The sequence below is a fragment of the Rothia kristinae NBRC 15354 genome (genome assembly GCF_001570865.1).
GTDB classification, from domain to species: domain Bacteria; phylum Actinomycetota; class Actinomycetes; order Actinomycetales; family Micrococcaceae; genus Rothia; species Rothia kristinae.
In genome coordinates this window covers 75,634-92,081 of record NZ_BCSM01000006.1, presented here as the reverse complement: position 1 = coordinate 92,081, position 16,448 = coordinate 75,634, and the positions used below count along the sequence as shown (strand labels likewise).

At 72.6% G+C, this 16,448-nt stretch carries 14 protein-coding genes; 8 read left to right on the top strand and 6 right to left on the bottom strand.

Annotated elements, in window-relative coordinates; genetic code table 11:
* Window positions 1–44: 44 nt before the first annotated feature.
* A complete protein-coding gene (gene sepH, locus KKR01S_RS05320) occupies window positions 45–1,109 on the bottom strand; it encodes a septation protein SepH (protein WP_165590124.1) in 1,065 nt (354 codons plus the stop codon).
* 343 nt (window positions 1,110–1,452) lie between these two features.
* Here sepH and KKR01S_RS05310 point away from each other — a divergent pair, with 343 nt between their 5' ends.
* Window positions 1,453–1,752: a DUF4193 domain-containing protein gene (locus tag KKR01S_RS05310; RefSeq protein ID WP_058731643.1), complete on the top strand. Its 300-nt coding sequence runs from the start codon at window positions 1,453–1,455 to the stop codon at window positions 1,750–1,752.
* A 123-nt stretch (window positions 1,753–1,875) separates the two neighbouring features.
* On the opposite strand, the gene KKR01S_RS05305 is transcribed toward KKR01S_RS05310, so the two are convergent.
* Complete coding sequence (locus KKR01S_RS05305; RefSeq protein WP_081101582.1) at window positions 1,876–2,457, bottom strand: DUF3093 domain-containing protein; 582 nt, start codon at window positions 2,455–2,457, stop codon at window positions 1,876–1,878.
* 224 nt (window positions 2,458–2,681) lie between these two features.
* Here KKR01S_RS05305 and dut point away from each other — a divergent pair, with 224 nt between their 5' ends.
* From dut to KKR01S_RS05285, 4 genes are all read left to right on the top strand, one after another.
* Window positions 2,682–3,140 (top strand): dUTP diphosphatase, encoded by a 459-nt coding sequence (gene dut / locus KKR01S_RS05300; RefSeq protein WP_061225477.1) that lies wholly within the window; start codon window positions 2,682–2,684, stop codon window positions 3,138–3,140.
* Between the two features lie 69 nt (window positions 3,141–3,209).
* A complete protein-coding gene (locus tag KKR01S_RS05295; RefSeq protein WP_081046255.1) occupies window positions 3,210–4,007 on the top strand; it encodes a DUF3710 domain-containing protein in 798 nt (265 codons plus the stop codon).
* Between the two features lies 1 nt (window position 4,008).
* On the top strand, window positions 4,009–4,473 hold the full coding sequence (locus tag KKR01S_RS05290; RefSeq protein ID WP_061225476.1) for a hypothetical protein: 465 nt from the start codon (window positions 4,009–4,011) through the stop codon (window positions 4,471–4,473).
* A 40-nt stretch (window positions 4,474–4,513) separates the two neighbouring features.
* A complete protein-coding gene (locus tag KKR01S_RS05285) occupies window positions 4,514–5,263 on the top strand; it encodes a DUF3159 domain-containing protein (protein WP_064725256.1) in 750 nt (249 codons plus the stop codon).
* Here the strand turns inward: KKR01S_RS05285 and KKR01S_RS05280 are convergent.
* Complete coding sequence (locus KKR01S_RS05280) at window positions 5,214–5,951, bottom strand: potassium channel family protein (RefSeq protein WP_061225475.1); 738 nt, start codon at window positions 5,949–5,951, stop codon at window positions 5,214–5,216. The two genes, KKR01S_RS05285 and KKR01S_RS05280, sit on opposite strands and share 50 nt — an antisense overlap.
* A gap of 2 nt (window positions 5,952–5,953) precedes the next feature.
* Window positions 5,954–6,691 (bottom strand): potassium channel family protein, encoded by a 738-nt coding sequence (locus KKR01S_RS05275; protein ID WP_058730299.1) that lies wholly within the window; start codon window positions 6,689–6,691, stop codon window positions 5,954–5,956.
* A gap of 116 nt (window positions 6,692–6,807) precedes the next feature.
* On the opposite strand from KKR01S_RS05275, the gene KKR01S_RS05270 reads away from it, so the two are divergent.
* The 3 genes from KKR01S_RS05270 (at window position 6,808) to acnA (ending at window position 13,460) form a co-directional block, all read left to right on the top strand.
* Window positions 6,808–8,856, top strand: coding sequence for an APC family permease (locus KKR01S_RS05270; RefSeq protein ID WP_061225474.1), 2,049 nt, complete (start codon window positions 6,808–6,810; stop codon window positions 8,854–8,856).
* Window positions 8,853–10,367 (top strand): class I SAM-dependent RNA methyltransferase, encoded by a 1,515-nt coding sequence (locus KKR01S_RS05265; RefSeq protein ID WP_061225473.1) that lies wholly within the window; start codon window positions 8,853–8,855, stop codon window positions 10,365–10,367. Before KKR01S_RS05270 ends, KKR01S_RS05265 begins: the two co-directional genes overlap by 4 nt.
* Window positions 10,368–10,652: 285 nt before the next feature.
* Entirely contained in the window at window positions 10,653–13,460 is a 2,808-nt protein-coding gene (gene acnA / locus KKR01S_RS05260) for an aconitate hydratase AcnA (protein WP_058730302.1), read from the top strand.
* Window positions 13,461–13,550: 90 nt separating this feature from the next.
* Here acnA and KKR01S_RS05255 read toward each other — a convergent pair whose 3' ends face one another.
* Window positions 13,551–14,093 (bottom strand): Rieske (2Fe-2S) protein, encoded by a 543-nt coding sequence (locus KKR01S_RS05255; RefSeq protein WP_081101581.1) that lies wholly within the window; start codon window positions 14,091–14,093, stop codon window positions 13,551–13,553.
* A gap of 112 nt (window positions 14,094–14,205) precedes the next feature.
* The gene (locus tag KKR01S_RS05250) at window positions 14,206–16,350 is read right to left on the bottom strand and encodes a 3-hydroxyacyl-CoA dehydrogenase NAD-binding domain-containing protein (RefSeq protein ID WP_058731815.1); all 2,145 of its coding nucleotides are present in this window, start codon (window positions 16,348–16,350) and stop codon (window positions 14,206–14,208) included.
* Between the last annotated feature and the right edge of the window lie 98 nt (window positions 16,351–16,448).

Genomic DNA, 16,448 nt, shown 5'->3' with positions numbered 1-16,448 from the left:
CGATCCCGTCCGGCGGGCGGCCCGGGAGCGTGCGGGGGTGTGGATCAGTGCCGACCGCCGAAGACGATGTCGTCCCAGCTGGGCACGGAGGGACGCCGGCCGGAGCCCCGCTGAGCCCCGGCGCCGGGGTGCCGGCCGTGGTCGGCGTCTTCGTCGGCCCGAGGATCGGTCTCCTCCGGGGCGGAGGCATCCTCGCCCATCCGCTCGGCGAGGCTCTGCACGCGGGCGTCGGAGGAGGGATCGGTTCCGGCCGCCCGGCCGCGACGCCGCTGCAGCTCCTCCAGCAGCTCGTCCTGGGCGTCCTGCGCGGGCTCCGGCACCGTGCGCAGCTCCGCACGCTCGGCCGGGTCGGTCTCGGCCGTCGCGGATTCCGACGGGGCGGGATCCTGCCCGGCCGGGGCGGACTCGTCCGCCTCCGGGGCCTCCGGATCCTGCGCCTGATCGTCCAGCTCCTGCGGGCCGGGGGAGGGCTGGCCCGCCGCCTCCTGCCCTCCGGTCTCGCGGCCCAGGAGGAACTCGGCGACGGCGTTGGCCGCGGTCACGGTCTGGTTGGCGGGGTTGTAGACGAAGCGAGCCGGGAACTCCGCGCCGTCGGGCAGCTGCCCCAGGGCCGCGGGGGAGTAGTCCACGGACACCGAGACGTTCCACTGCCCGTCCTCGCGCTGCCAGGAGTTCCACTGGGCGTCGCCCTCGGCGAAGCCCCAGTCCTCCCGCACGGCCACGATCTGCTCGTGCAGGCTCGGACGGGTCGAGACGGCGGTGCGCTCGGCGTGCAGCGGGGTCACCGCCACGGCCTTGGCCTCGGCGACGATGTGGGAGCGCTCGGCGAGGATCGGCCATTCGTAGCGGCGCACCCGCTCCGGCTTCCACCCGGACTCGGCCACGATCTCATCCACGCTGGCCCCCTGGCGGAACCGGGTCTGGATGTCCCGGGGCCCGAAGACCCCGTTGCCGGACAGCCCCCGGGCCGGATGGGCGCGACGGGCCTTGACCACGGCGTTGCGCAGGTCGGAGTCGAGGGGCGCGCTGAAGCGCTGCTCGCCATCCGGGGTCTCCAGGATGAGGTGCTGCCCGTCATCGTGCACCCCTACGAATCGCAACTGCTGCATCGGCTCTCCTTCGACATCGTGACCGTCCGCCGGTCCCGCCGCCCCGGCGCCGGGCTCGGCGATGACGGCTCCCGCGAGGGTATCACTGACCAGAGTACCCGTTCGCTCCGCGCGGATTCGGGCAGGTGCGGGGCCTGTTTCCGCCCCTGACGACGCCGTGCGCGCGCCACGGCTGGACACGGTGTGTCCGATGGTGTTCAATCGTCGCGTTACCGGCGCCGCACCGTCCCCTGCACCGCGAATCCGAGGGGCAGCATCGCGTGCCGAACGGACCGCACATCCGTCACGACCGGCTCTCATCGAGGAGAGCGGGTCCCCCGACATCGAAAGGGTGACTCACCCAATGGCCACCGATTACGACGCCCCCCGCAAGCAGGACGAAGAGACCAGCGCCGACTCCATCGAGGAGCTGAAGTCCCACCGCGGAGATCAGCAGTCCAACGTCGTCGACGAGGACGAGAACGCCGCCGCGGAGAGCTTCGAGCTGCCCGGGGCGGATCTGTCCCACGAGGAGCTCTCCGTCGTCGTGCTGCCCGCCCAGCAGGACGAGTTCACCTGCGCCTCCTGCTTCCTGGTCCGCCACCGCTCGCAGATCGCCCGCGAGGAGGACGGCCTGTACTACTGTGTGGAGTGCGAGGGCTGAGGCTCGCGCCTCCCCAGACCGGCGAGGGCCCGGCGGATCCGCCATGATCCGCCGGGCTCTCGCCCGTTCCGGCTGCGTCGGCGGCGCCGCCGGACCCGAAGGCCGCCGTTCGCGCGGGCAGTCTCAGCGGCGCCACCCGGGGTTGTCCTCCGGGGAGGCGGCCGGCTCGGTGTACTCCAGGGCGTGCTCGTCCTGCTCGTCCGGATCCCCGCCCAGGGCCCGCACCAGGTCCTCCGGGTGCCGGGCGTTGGCCAGCCAGTAGGGGGTGGGGTCCGCGGGATCCTCGATGCGGATGCGCACCACGGGGGAGACCCACGGGCGGAAGCACATGTAGGCCCGTCCGTCCGCGGCCGGCCCCGCCGCGATCCGAGCGGCGTCCCCGCGGAATGCCTCGGCCCGCCCGACGTAGCGCCGTTCGATGTGGGCCCGGCCCACCTGCAGGGAGTCCTGGGTGACCTCCAGGACCGGGGAGGTGGCCGTGAGGATCACCCCGAGCAGGCCCGCCAGGACGACGGCCACGGCGGTGCCGATCGGGATGCTGATGGGGGCCCCGATGAGGAACACGGCCAGGCCGAAGACCACCACCAGGATCCAGGTTCCCACCGAGGGAACCAGCTTCTCCCGGAACAGCACCTCCCCGGGAGCCGTCACGGCCGGGGAAGAGGCGGGGGCGTCATCGTGCGGGGTGGGCAGGGATGCTGACATGCCTCCAGGATCTCACGAACCCGACCCCCGCACGCCCCGCGGCCCGGGGGCCGGGCGGTGCGGCAGGGTCCCGCCCCGCCGGTTCCCCGTCCGGTGAACTACAGTGGCCTACGGGCCCCCGACGCCGTCCGCGTGCCGCGGCGCGAGCGGCAGACGGGAGGCTGGCGCCCCGGCCACACGCCGTCTTTTCGCATCCCGTCCACCGAGGAAGTGCTCCCGAGACCATGAGCCCGACCACCGAGATCCCGCTGCAGCTGCTGGACCCCGAGCTGGACCCGCCGAGCTACGCCCACCCCGGAGACGCCGGCGCGGACCTGCGCAGCCGGGTGGACCTCGTGATCGAACCGGGCCACCGGGCCGCCGTGCCCACCGGCGTCGCCCTGGCCCTGCCCCGCGGCCTGGTGGGGCTGGTGCACCCGCGCTCCGGACTGGCCCTGAAGCACGGCGTCACCGTGCTCAATGCCCCCGGCACGGTGGACTCGGGATACCGGGGAGAGATCGTGGTGACCCTGCTGAACACCGACCGCAGCGAGCCCTTCGCGATCCGCCGCGGGGACCGCATCGCGCAGCTGGTGGTGCAGCGCCACGAGACCGCCGCGTTCACGCTCGTGCCGACGCTGGCCGCCGAGGACGAACCCGCCGCCCGCGGCGCCGGCGGCTTCGGCTCCAGCGGGACCCGCTGACGACACCACCGACGCGACCCGGCACCGGGTCGGCACACGACCAAGACGACGAGGAGAGGCTGAGGCAGCATGCTGGGATTCGGCAGGAAGAAGAAGGACCAGGCCGAGCAGGAGCCGGCGGTCGACGAGCAGAAGGACGCCGCGCGGAAGGATGACGCACGGAAGGACCCCGCGGCGTCGCAGGCCGAGGTCAGCGACGCCGCGGGGGAGGCCCAGGCCCCTTCCGAGACCGAGGAGCGGACCTCCCAGCGGGCCCAGACCGGGCCCTTCGACCTCGCCGAGGTCGACGCGGCGGACCTGGAGGGGTTCATCGACCTGGGCGGGCTGCGCATCCGCCGCGAACCCGGGGTGAACCTGCGCCTGGACGTGGATCAGAAGTCCCAGCGGGTCGTGGCCGTGACGCTGGAGGAGGGTCAGGCCAGCGTGCAGGTCCAGGCCTTCGCCGCGCCGAAGTCCCGCGGGCTGTGGCCCCAGATCCGCACCGAGCTGGCCGAGTCCGTGCGCTCCCAGCAGGGCATGGTGGACATCACCGAAGGGCCCTTCGGGCGCCAGGTGCTGGCCAAGATCCCGGCCAGCCTGCCGGACGGGCAGCGGGGCCTGCGCGTGGCCCGCTTCGTCGGGGTGGACGGGCCGCGCTGGTTCCTGCGCGGGGTGTTCACCGGGGACGCGGCCGTGCAGGAGCAGGCCGCCGCCCGCATGGAGGAGCTGTTCCGCGGCATCGTCGTGGTGCGCGGGCGCGAGCCGATGGCCCCGCGGGACCTGCTGCCCCTGGAGGTCCCCGCCGAGGCCGTGCGTCGCACCGAGCCCCAGGAGGAGCCGGACCTGCAGGTCCCGCAGCGCGGTCCCGAGGTCACCCAGATTGGCTGAGGTGCCGACCCCTCCCCGGCCCGAGCGGCGCGGCGGCACCGCCGAGTACCTGCCGGTGCACGGGTCCATGTCCCACCAGCCGGGGATGAGGCCGCGGGTGCGGGTGCTCGTGGAGGGGCGGATCAGCGAGGTGCGCCTCCAGCCGATCGGGGCCCTGCCGCGCTACGAGGCCGAGGTGGAGATCCGCCAGTCCCTGCGCACCGTGGTCAGCGCCCAGACCAAGGCGGCCCGCGGCTCCTTCGCCGCGCCGACCTCCGCGATCGCGATGGACACCCCGGAGCTCTCCGACGCCCCCGGTCCGCTGGCCCCGGGGGCCCGGGTCCGCCTGATCTGGCACGGCCAGCGCAGCGTCCCCGGGCTCGACGCCGGGACGCGGCTGCGCTGCTCCGGGATGCTCGCCCGGGATGCGGTCGGCCCGGTCATCTACAATCCCCGCTACGAGATCGTCTCCCGGCACACCCCGTGACCGGCGTCGACCGACCCGCCCAGGAAAGGACCCCGGACCCGTGACCCAGGACCCCGGACAGCGTTCGCCCCAGCACCCCGAGTCCGACGGGGCCTCACCGGACTCCCTCGGGCGCACCCTGGCCGCCTCCTACGGCGCCTCCGGAACCTTCCGCCGGGACGAGCAGGGCCGCATCGACCTGCTGCACGCCGTCGGCGGGTGGCGGGGGATCGCGGAGTCCGTGCTGCCCAGCCTGGTCTTCCTCGTCGTCTACCTTTTCACCCAGCACCTGGGCCACGCCCTGTGGGTGGCCGTGGCCGCGGCCCTCGCGGCCGCCCTGCTGCGCCTGGCCCAGCGCGGCAGCCTCCTGCAGTCCCTGGCCGGGGCCGCGGGAGTGCTGGTGTGCGCCGGATTCGCTCGCTTCACCGGCCAGGCCGCGGACTACTTCGTGCCCGGCTTCTGGATCAACGGCCTCTATCTGCTCGGCGCCCTCGTCTCGATGGTCGCCCGCTGGCCCGTGATCGGGCTGTTCTACGGTTTCCTGCGCGGGGAGGGCACGGCCTGGCGCTCCCGGCCCGAGCGGCTGCGGGCCTACCAGTGGGCCACGGTGGTCTTCGCGGGGATGCTGGCCCTGCGCCTGGCGGTGCAGCTGCCCCTGTACGCGGCTGATCTGGTGGGGCCGCTCGGGGCCGCCCGGATCGTCATGGGCACCCCGTTCTACCTGCTCGTGCTGTGGCTGGGGTGGCTGATCTCCCGCCCGGCTACAGCTCCTGACCGTGGGCCGTCTGATCGCGGTCCGGAACCTGCCTGACCCCCTGATCCTCGGTCCTGGCCTCGCCCGCGGCGCGGTTGAAGGTCAGCTGCAGCTCCCGCTCCCCGTGGGCGGTGGTGATGAAGAACAGCTCGTCATCGCCCTCCAGGACGTCGTCGTCGCTGGGGGTGATCGGGATCCCGTCGCGCAGGATCGCCACCAGGGTGGTCTGCTCGGGCCACTCGATCGCGCCGACCTCCGTGCCGATGAACCCGTGCCCGTGGGGCACGGTGTACTCGATGAGGGTGGCCCCGCCGGCCTGCAGGTTCAGCAGCCGCACGACGCCGCCGACCTCCACGGCCTCCTCGACCAGCGCCGTCATCAGCCGCGGGGTGGACACGGCCACGTCCACTCCCCAGGCGTCGTCGAACAGCCACTCGTTCTTGGGGTTGTTGACCCGGGCGATGGTGCGCGGCACCCCGAACTCGGAGCGGGCCAGCAGGGAGACGACGAGGTTGGACTTGTCATCTCCGGTGGTCGCGACGATCACGTCCGCGGACTGCGGGGCGGCCGCGCGCAGCACGGACAGCTCGCAGGCGTCCCCGATCAGCCACGAGGCGCCCTGCAGGTTGGAGCGCCCGATGGCCTCGGGCTTCTCGTCCACGAGGGTCACCTCGTGGCCGTGGGTCAGCAGCTCCCGGGCGATCGAGGATCCCACGGATCCCGCGCCCACGATCAGCACCTGCACCGCTAGCTCCTTCCCTCCCCCCGCCGGCGCAACGCCCGGCGGGGCCGATCGTCCTCCCGGTACTCCTGCTCCTCCGGATCCTGCGGCGGATTCGCGAAGACCTTCGCGACCTCGTCCACCTCCTGGGTGCGCAGCATCGCGTGCACGACGTCGCCCTGCTGGTAGCTGGTGTCGGGGCCGGGCAGCTGGCCCTCGCCGAAGCGGGTGATGAACGCGATGCGCACCTCCGCTGCGGCCTCGATGCGCTCCAGCGGCAGGCCCGCCCAGGCCGGGTGCAGCTTCAGCTCGGCCAGCACCAGCCGCCCGGAGGCCTCCCGGTAGTCCCCGGTGACGTCCTGCTCGGGCAGGATCCGGCGCAGCACCTGGTCCGTGGACCAGCGCACCGCGGCGACCGTGGGGATGCCCAGGCGCTGGTAGAACTCCGCGCGATTCGGGTCGTTGATCCGGGCGACCACGTGCTGGACCTTGAAGGTCTCCCGGGCCACCCGGGAGGCCAGGATGTTGGAGTTGTCCCCGGAGGAGACGGCGGCGAAGGCGTAGGCCTGCTCGATGCCGGCCCGGCGCAGCGTGTCCCGGTCGAAGCCGATGCCGGTGATCTGGCGGCCCTGGAAGTCCGCGCGCAGGCGCCGGAAGGCCGCCTCGTCCCGGTCGATCACGGACACGGTGTGCCCGGCGGTCTCCAGGGAGTGGGCGAGCATCACGCCCACGCGCCCGGCACCCATGATGACGAAGTGCGGCACGGCGGGATCAGTCCTTCCGGGGCGGTACGGGGGCGGTGAGCGGTCGGGTCCGAGCTCCACAGTAGTGCATCCGTCCCCTCCCGGCGCACCCCGAGGCGGTGGGGTAGCGTGGGCCTGTGCGAACCCCGGGCTCCCGTCTGCGCGACGCGGTCCTCGGCGCTCCCCAGGAGACCGAGCGGCTGCGTCGGCTCTCCCTGCCTCGGCGCCAGGCCATGCCCGTGTTCGGCGCCGACGGCGTCTCCTCCCTGGCCTACTCCCCGGACGAGGTCGTCATGGTCCTGGCCCTGGCGGGCACGGCCGCGCTGAGCCTGGCCCCGTGGGTGGGGCTGCTCATCGCGGTGACCCTGCTGCTGGTGATCGGCACCTACCGGTACAACCTGCGTGAGGTCGCCCGCTCCGGCGGGGACTTCCAGGTGGTCTCGGATCGGCTGGGACCCCGAGCGGGCACCGCGGCGGGGGTCAGCCTGCTGTTCGACTTCGTGCTGACCGCGGCCGTCTCCGCCGCGGCGGCCTCCTCCTACCTGGTGACCCTGCTGCCCTCGCTGGCCGGGCACCGGGTGGGGATCTGCCTGGTCATCATCGCCGTGCTCACCGCGGTGCGCCTGCGCGGGATCGGCCTGATCGGGCGGCTGAACCCCGTGCCCGCCTACCTGTTCGTCCTGCTGGTGGCGGTGCTGGTGGCCGTCGGGCTGGCCCAGGACGCCGCGGGCACCCTCGGACCCGCCCCGAGCGCGGACTACGGCATCCAGCCGGGCCGCCAGGTGGAATCCGTGGTCACCGGCGCCGGGCTGGCACTGCTGGTGCTGCGGGCCTTCTCCTCGGGCGCGGTGGGCCTGACCGGCGTGGAATCGGTGTCCAACTCCGCCCGGTTCTTCCGCCGCCCCCGGGCACGCGGCGCCTCCCAGACCCTCCTGGCCATGGGGCTGGTCTCCGCGGTCTTCCTGGTCGCGGTGCTGCACCTGGTCCGGGCCACCGGCGCCGTCGTCGTCATGGACCCGCGCCAGCTGGTCATCGACGGGGCGACGGCCCCGGCGGACCTGCACCAGATGCCCCTGCTGGCCCAGGTCTCCCGGGCGGTCTTCGGCGACGGGCTGCTGGGGGCGCTGGTGCCCATCGCCACGGTCCTGGTGCTGCTGGTGGCCCCGGCGGCGGCCTACTCGGGCTTCCCGGTGCTGGCCTCCGCGATGGCACGGCGCGGCTACCTGCCCGTGCACCTGAACGCCCGGCTCAACCGCGCCGTCTACGCCAACGCCGTGCTGCTGCTCGGGGTCGCGGCCTGCCTCGTGGTCCTGGCCTTCGGCGCCCAGGTCAACGACCTCATCCAGCTGTACGTGCTGGGCGTGCTGTTCTCGATGTCCCTGACCCAGGCGGCCGTGATCCGCACCCGGCACCGCAGCATCCGCCTGGTCCTGGACCGGCTGCCCCGCAAGCGGCTGATCCGCGACCAGCTGGTCACCTGCGTGGGCTTCGCCGCGACCGTGCTCGGGCTGCTGATCGTGCTGGTGACCAAGCTCGTGCAGGGCGCCTGGGTCACGGTCCTGGTCGTGCTCGTGGGAACCTGGCTGTGTCTGCGGATCAAGAGCCATTACGAGCGAGTCGATGAGGAGCTGGCCGTGCGCGAGAACAACCCCCTGAAGGCCCTACCCTCCCGGGTGCACGCGATGGTCGTCATCCCGCGGCTGCGTCTGCCCGCGCTGCGGGCCCTGGCCTACGCCAGGGCCTCCCGGCCCTCCAGCATCGAGGCGCTGGTGCTGAACATCGACGAGACCCGCACCCACCGCATCCGAGCCCTGTGGGACCGCTACGAGGTGCCCGTGCCCCTGACGATCCTCGCCGCGCCCTTCCGGGACCCGGTGGCCCCCGTGGTGCGCCACGTGCGCCGCTTCCTGAAGCGCTCCCCGCGCGACGTCGTCGTGGTCTACATCCCGGACTACGTGGTGGAGCACTGGTGGCAGGTCCTGCTGCACCACCGGCTCTCCCGGCGGCTGGTGCGGGCCCTGCGCCGCGAGCCCGGGGTGATCACCGCGGTGGTGCCCTGGCGGCTGGGCCGCGAGGACGGGCAGGACGTGCCCGATCCGACGCAGACCCCGCGGGTCGTGGACGGGCAGGCCCCGGGCGAACCGGCGGCCTCGGAGACGACGCAGACGGCGGAAGGACAGCGATGAGGATCGGCGACGAGTTCGCGGTGCGCCTGACCGGCATGGCCCACGGCGGGGCGGCGCTGGGTCGGCACGAGAACCGCGTGGTGTTCGTGCGCCACGGGATCCCCGGCGAATCCGTGCTGGTGGAGGTCACCGGCCTGGGCCCGAAGGGCCGCTACGCCGAGGCCAGGCTGCTCGAGGTCCTGGAGGCCTCCCCGGACCGGCGCGAGCACCCGTGGCCCGCCGCCGATGCCCTGCGCACCCTGCACCCGGTCGGCGGCATGGAGTACGGGCACATCCGCCCCGAGCGCCAGCGCCTGCTGAAGGCCGACGTGCTGCGCGAGCAGCTGGTGCGCCTGGGCGGGATGGATCCCGCGGCCCCCCTGCTGGAGCAGCTGACGGTCGTCGATCCCGCGGCGCTAGCGGACCCGGCCGTGCTGGCCGCCGCGGGGAGCTCGGACCGGCAGGGGCACTCCGACCCGGAGCCCTACGGGGCTCACGGCGGCTGGCGCACCCGGGTGCACTTCGCCGTGGACGACGAGGGCCGCCCCGGGATGCACCCCTACCACGAGGAGCGGGTCATCCCGGTGGAGCGCTTCCCCCTGGCGGTGCGGGAGATCCAGGAGCTGGGCCTGGGCGCGGGGCGCTTCCCCGGGGTCTCCCGGATCGACGTCGCCGCCCCCTCGGCGGGTGCGGGCTCGGCTAGCCGGCCGCTGATCCTGTTCACGGCCGCCCCGGACACGCAGGATCTGGCGCCGCTGGGCCGGGAGCTGGATGTGGCCCTGGATGCCTGCCCGGCCGACGTCGAGGTCTCCGCGGTCCTGCAGCCGGCGCGCATCCCCGGACGCCGCGGCCCCCGGCCCCAGCCGATCGTGCTGCGCGGGGATGACCACGTGGTGGAGACCCTCCCCGTGCCGAGCCCGGACCGGCCCGATGCCCCCGCCCCGCTGCGCTTCCGCGTGGGTGCGGGCGGGTTCTGGCAGAACCACCGGCTGGCCCCGGCCGCCCTGACCGAGACCGTCCGGCAGCTGGCCGACGTCCGCCCGGCGGACACCGTGTGGGACCTGTACGGCGGGGCCGGGCTGTTCGCGGCGCTGGCCGCGGACCAGGTGGGTGCGGGCGGCACGGTGTGGTCCGTGGAGGGCTCCCCGGTCACCTCCGGGGACGCCCGGCACAATCTGGCAGGACAGGGTCCGGCCCGCACCGAGGGCTCGCGGGGGGCGAAGGTCATCGCCCAGCGCGCCGCGGTGGAGCGGGCCCTGACCGGCAGGCCCCGCACCGGGACCCCCGACGTCGTCGTGCTGGATCCTCCGCGGGACGGGGCCGGGCGCGCCGTGATGCGGCGGCTGGCCGCCTGCGGGGCGCGGCGCATCGTGTACGTGGCCTGCGACCCGGCGGCCCTGGGCCGGGACGCCGGCTTCCTGCGCGCGGACGGCTGGGAGCCCACGGCGGTGCGGGGACTGGATCTGTACCCCGAGACCCACCATCTGGAGGCCGTCGCCGTCTTCCAGCCGGGCCCGGACCGCTCCCGCTGAGCGCGAGCTGAACGGTGGGCCGCGTCAGGGGAGGGGCCGCGCCGTGCCCTGCCGCCGGACGCACCCCGACGGAGTGGCCTCGGCTACGTCCCGATGCTGGGGTGGCGGGGGTGAGCGGGTAGACTGCACGGCGAAGGCTTAGCGTCACTGTGTCTCCAAAGGTCTGCATCACACACCGGAAGAAGGCGAAGGCGCCCCACTCACGGGCACGCGACCGCTGGGATCCCACCGGACGAGGACGGCAGCTGGGCCTGGACCATGAAGCGGCGAGAGGAGTGCCACGCAATGAGCACCGTGGACAGCTTCGGTTCCAAGGACGTCCTGGACGTCGACGGCACCGAGTACGAGATCTACCGGCTGGACAAGGTCGAGGGTTCCCAGAACCTGCCCTACAGCCTCAAGGTTCTGCTGGAGAACCTGCTGCGCACCGAGGACGGTGCCAACATCACCGAGGACCACATCCGGGCGCTGGCCTCCTGGGACCCCACCGCGGAGCCCGACACCGAGATCCAGTTCACCCCCGCGCGGGTGATCATGCAGGACTTCACCGGCGTGCCCTGCATCGTGGACCTGGCGACCATGCGCGAGGCCGTCAAGGAGCTGGGCGGGGATCCGAACAAGATCAACCCGCTGGCCCCGGCCGAGCTGGTCATCGACCACTCCGTGCAGATCGACTCCTTCGGCAACAAGGACGCGATCGAGCGCAACATGGACATCGAGTACCAGCGCAACGGCGAGCGGTACAAGTTCCTGCGCTGGGGTCAGACGGCCTTCGAGGACTTCAAGGTCGTGCCCCCGGGCATGGGCATCGTGCACCAGGTCAACATCGAGTACCTGGCCCGCACCATCATGGCCCGTGAGGTCGACGGCGTCCTGCGCGCCTACCCGGACACCCTGGTCGGCACCGACTCCCACACCACCATGGTCAACGGCCTGGGCGTGCTGGGCTGGGGCGTGGGCGGCATCGAGGCGGAGGCCGCTATGCTCGGCCAGCCCGTGTCCATGCTGATCCCGAAGGTCGTGGGCTTCAAGCTCACCGGCAAGATCCCGGCCGGCTCCACCGCGACCGACGTCGTGCTGACCATCACCCAGATGCTGCGCGAGCAGGGCGTGGTCGGCAAGTTCGTGGAGTTCTACGGCGAGGGCGTCTCCGAGGTGCCCCTGGCCAACCGCGCGACCATCGGCAACATGAGCCCCGAGTTCGGCTCCACCGCCGCGATGTTCCCGATCGACGAGGTCACCCTGGACTACCTGCGCCTGACCGGGCGCTCGGAGGAGCAGGTGGCCCTGGTGGAGAAGTACACCAAGGAGCAGGGCCTGTGGCACGACCCCTCCCAGGAGGTCGCCTACTCGGAGTACCTGGAGCTGGACCTGTCCACCGTGGTCCCGTCCATCGCCGGCCCGAAGCGCCCGCAGGACCGCATCGAGCTGACCAAGGCCAAGGAGCAGTTCCGCTCGGACCTGACCAACTACGTGCACGAGGACGTCTCCGAGCAGGAGAAGGAGTCCTTCCCCGCCTCGGACGCCCCGAGCCACTCCGCGACCGAGGAGCAGGAGGAGCAGGAGCGCCCGCGCGCGACCGTCTCGGCCGCCGCCGGGGCGGAGGGTCGCGCCTCGGATCCCATCGAGGTCTCGATGCCGGATGGCCGCGAGTTCGAGATGGACCACGGCGCGGTGGCGATCGCCTCGATCACCTCCTGCACCAACACCTCCAACCCGTCCGTGATGATGGCCGCCGGTGTGCTGGCCCGCAACGCCGCGGCCAAGGGTCTGACCTCCAAGCCGTGGGTCAAGACCTCGATCGCCCCGGGCTCCAAGGTGGTCACGGACTACTACGAGAAGGCCGGGCTGCTGCCGGACCTGGAGAAGGTCGGGTTCTACGTGGTCGGCTACGGCTGCACCACCTGCATCGGCAACTCCGGGCCCCTGGAGGACGAGGTCTCCCAGGCGGTGAACGAGAAGGACCTCTCGGTCACCTCGGTGCTCTCCGGCAACCGGAACTTCGAGGGCCGGATCAACCCGGACGTGAAGATGAACTACCTGGCGTCCCCGCCGCTGGTCATCGCCTACGCCCTGGCCGGGTCCATGGACTTCGACTTCGAGAACGACCCCCTGGGCCAGGACCCGGACGGCAACGACGTGTTCCTCAAGGACATCTGGCCGGACCCGACCGAGGTGCAGAAGATCATCGACGACTCCGTGTCCACGGAGGCGTACACCACCGAGTACGGCACGATCTTCGACGGCGACGAGCGCTGGCAGTCCCTGGACACCCCCACCGGAGACACCTTCGAGTGGGATGAGGAGTCCACCTACGTGCGCAAGCCCCCGTACTTCGAGGGCATGGCCATGGACCCGGAGCCGGTGGAGGACATCCACGGCGCCCGGGTGCTGCTCAAGCTCGGGGATTCGGTGACCACGGACCACATCTCCCCGGCGGGCTCCTTCAAGACGGACACCCCCGCGGGGCAGTACCTGACCTCCCACGGGGTGCAGCGCAAGGACTTCAACTCCTACGGATCCCGGCGCGGCAACCACGAGGTCATGATCCGGGGCACCTTCGCCAACATCCGCATCAAGAACCAGCTGCTGGACGGCGTGGAGGGCGGGTTCACCCGCGACTTCACCCGCGACGGCGAGCAGGCCGCGGTCTACGACGCCGCGCAGCACTACGCGGAGGAGAACACCCCGCTGGTGGTGCTCGGTGGCAAGGAGTATGGCACCGGGTCCTCCCGCGACTGGGCGGCCAAGGGCACCCGGCTGCTGGGGGTGCGCGCGGTGATCACCGAGTCCTTCGAGCGCATCCACCGCTCCAACCTGATCGGCATGGGCGTGCTGCCGCTGCAGTTCCCGGCCGGGGAGTCCCACGAGTCCCTGGGCCTGGACGGCACGGAGACCTTCTCCATCACGGGAGTCACCGAGCTGAACGAGGGCCGCACCCCCAAGACGGTGCACGTGACCGCCGAGCACCCGGAGGGCAAGACCACCGAGTTCGACGCCGTCGTGCGCATCGACACCCCGGGGGAGCGGGAGTACTACCGCAACGGCGGGATCCTGCAGTACGTGCTGCGCAACCTGGTGCGCCAGCAGTAGGGCCCGTTCCACCGACGACGGCAGGCCTCCGGCCCGGATCGATCCGGGCGGGAGGCCTGCCGTCGTCTCCGTCCCCTGTGCGCGGGGGGGTCAGCTGCTGACGATGATCCGCCCGTTCTTGACCTGCGCGGTGAACTCGGGCAGCGGCTTCTGGGCGGGCCCGGCCTGCACGGAGCCGTCTTCGATGGAGAACACGGAGTGGTGGCACGGGCAGGTCAGCTGGGCGCCGTCGGCGTTCACGGTGCAGCCCTGGTGCGGGCACACGGTGGAGAACGCCTTGAACTCGCCCTTGCTCGGCTGGGTCAGCAGCACGGTCGTGCCGTCCTTCGCCTTCTGCACGGACCCGCCCTCCGGGACCTCGTCGGTGCCGGCGAGGTCCAGGGGCTCGGCGATGGTCTCCGCATCCGTCGCGGAGTCCTTGCCGTCACCGCAGGCGGCCAGCAGCGCGGCGGCCCCGGCCGCGGCCCCGGCACCGGCCAGGGCCCGACGCCGCGTGGTCGTGCGGACTCCTCCGTCGGATCCGCAGGCGGGGGCTGAATCGGTGTGGCCGCAGGCGCAGCCGGGGGCGGCCTCCGCGCGGGCGGCGTTCTCGGCGGCGTCCTCGGGGCGGGGGCGGGGGTTCTCGGCGGGCATGGCAGGGGCCTTCCTCATCGTCGCTGGGTCATCGCGGTCGCTGTGTGTGCGGCGCGGCGCCCCGGGGACGGTGCGGAAGGCCCCGTGCGGAATCCTCGCGGGAGCCGGTGCCTCAGATCCGGTCGAAGGCGCCCACCCGGTCCAGGTAGCGGGTGATGCCGCCGTTGAAGAAGGGCCAGTTGGCGCCGAGGATCATGGCCAGGTCGATGTCCGCCCGATCCGGGACCACGCCTTCCTCCAGCATACGAGTGATCTCCCGGGCCAGGGCTTCTTCGGCGTCCGTGCGGATCGTCTCAGCGTCCTTCCCCTCGCCCTCGGCCTCGATCAGCTCCTGGGCCTGCGGGGTCAGCCCGCCGGAGCGGTCCGCGATGGGCCGGATCTTCGCCTCGGCGAGCCGGCGGAAGTTGCCCGAGACGTGGAAGCGCTCACCCTGGTAGGTGCGCAGGGACTCCAGCAGGTGCACCCCGATGGGCAGGCCGACCAGGTCGATCAGGGTGAAGGCGTCCATGGGCAGGCCCAGGGACCGCAGGGCCTCGGAGATCCGCTGCGCCGGGGCGCCTTCGTCCAGGTCCCGGCCCACCTCGGAGAGCACCACGCCCAGGATGCGGTTGACGATGAACCCGGAGGAGTCCCGGGCGCCCACGGCCACCTTGCCCAGGCGCTGGGCCAGGTCGAAGGCGGTGGCCACGGCCTGATCGTCGGTGTGCTCGGTGCGCACGATCTCCACCAGCGGCATCACGGCCACCGGGTTGAAGAAGTGGAAGCCGATGACCCGCTCCGGGTGCGCCAGGTCCTCGACCATCTCCGAGACCAGCAGGGAGGAGGTGTTGGTGGCCAGGATGCAGTCCTCGCCCACGCTGCGCTCCAGGTTCGCGAAGACCTCCTTCTTCACGGAGGTCTCCTCGAACACGGCCTCAATCACCAGGTCGCAGTCGGCGTAATCGGACGTGTCCACCGTGCCGGAGACCAGCTCGCCCAGCTGCCCGGCCTGCTCCTCGCTGAGCCGGCCCTTGGCCACGAGCTTGTCCAGCTCCCCGCGGATGGTCTCCAGGCCGTGATCCACCCGGGAGCGCTCCACATCGGAGATCATCACCGGAACCTGCAGGCGGGTCAGGAACAGCAGGGCCAGCTGCGAGGCCATCAGCCCCGCGCCGACGACGCCGACCCGGCCGATCCGCCGCGGCTCGGTGCTCGGGGGCACCATCGAGGGGTGCTTGGCCCGGTGGGTGACCAGATCCAGCATCGCGTACAGGGCCGAGGGCAGCTGATCCCCGGCCACCAGCTCGCCCATCGCCTCGATCTGCGCGGCCCGGGAGTCCGCGCGGGTCTGCTGGGGCCCGGCCGCGAACAGCTCCAGGGCGGTGTTCGCCGCATCCGAGGCGCCGGCGGTCTTGCGGGCCACCACCTGGCGGGCCCGGGTCACGGCCTGCTCCCAGCGTTCGCGCAGCGCGGGGTCATCCTGCGCGCCGGTGTCCGCGGCGAACAGGGCGGCGTCGGGATCGACGGCCTCCGGGCGGTGCACCTCGGTGCGCCCGGTCACCACCTCGCCGAACCAGGCCAGGGCCTCGGGGCGGGCGGCATCGTCGTCGGCGCCGGCCTCGGTCAGGGCGTCGAGGATCCCGGCCTCGCGGGCCTGCTCCGATGTCAGGGTGCGGTTGCTGTTCAGCGGGTTCTCGAAGATCACGGTCACCGCCTGCTCCGGGCCGATCAGGCGGGGCAGATCGAAGATCCCGGCCCAGCCGGGGAACAGGCCCAGGCGGATCTCGGGCAGGCCGATGTTGCGGGTTCCGGGATGCCCGATCCGGTAGTCCGCGGCCAGGGCCAGCTCCAGGCCGCCGCCCAGGGCGGTGCCGGTGACCCGGGCGAGGGTCGGCACGGGCAGCTCGCGGATCGCCTCGACGAACTCGTGGCCCATGGACCCGATCATCTCCAGGGGTGCGTCGGTTCCGCGCAGATCGCGCACCAGGGACAGGTCCACACCGGCGGCGAAGGTCGGGGCGGTGCCCTCGATCATGACGGCCTGCACCCGGCCCTCCTCGGCCAGCTCCCGGACCTCGCTGACCGCCTCCAGCAGGGCGTCGATGGATCGCGGCCCGAGGGTCTCCGGGCGCTTGTCGGCGTCGTTGTGCAGGGTCAGGACGGCGACCTTGCCGTCCGTTCCGGGCAGATCCAGGATCTCCCGGCGCACCTGGGTGACGACCTCGTCGCCGCAGTGCTCGGTCAGGGGGGTGTGGTCCGTGGTGGGGGTGGTGGACACGGGGCATCCTCTCGTTGTGTCGGATTCCCCACCAGCCTAGCTGTAAGACGCGTCACGAGGTAATCGGCACGGGCGGTATCGCATGACGCCGCGGATGG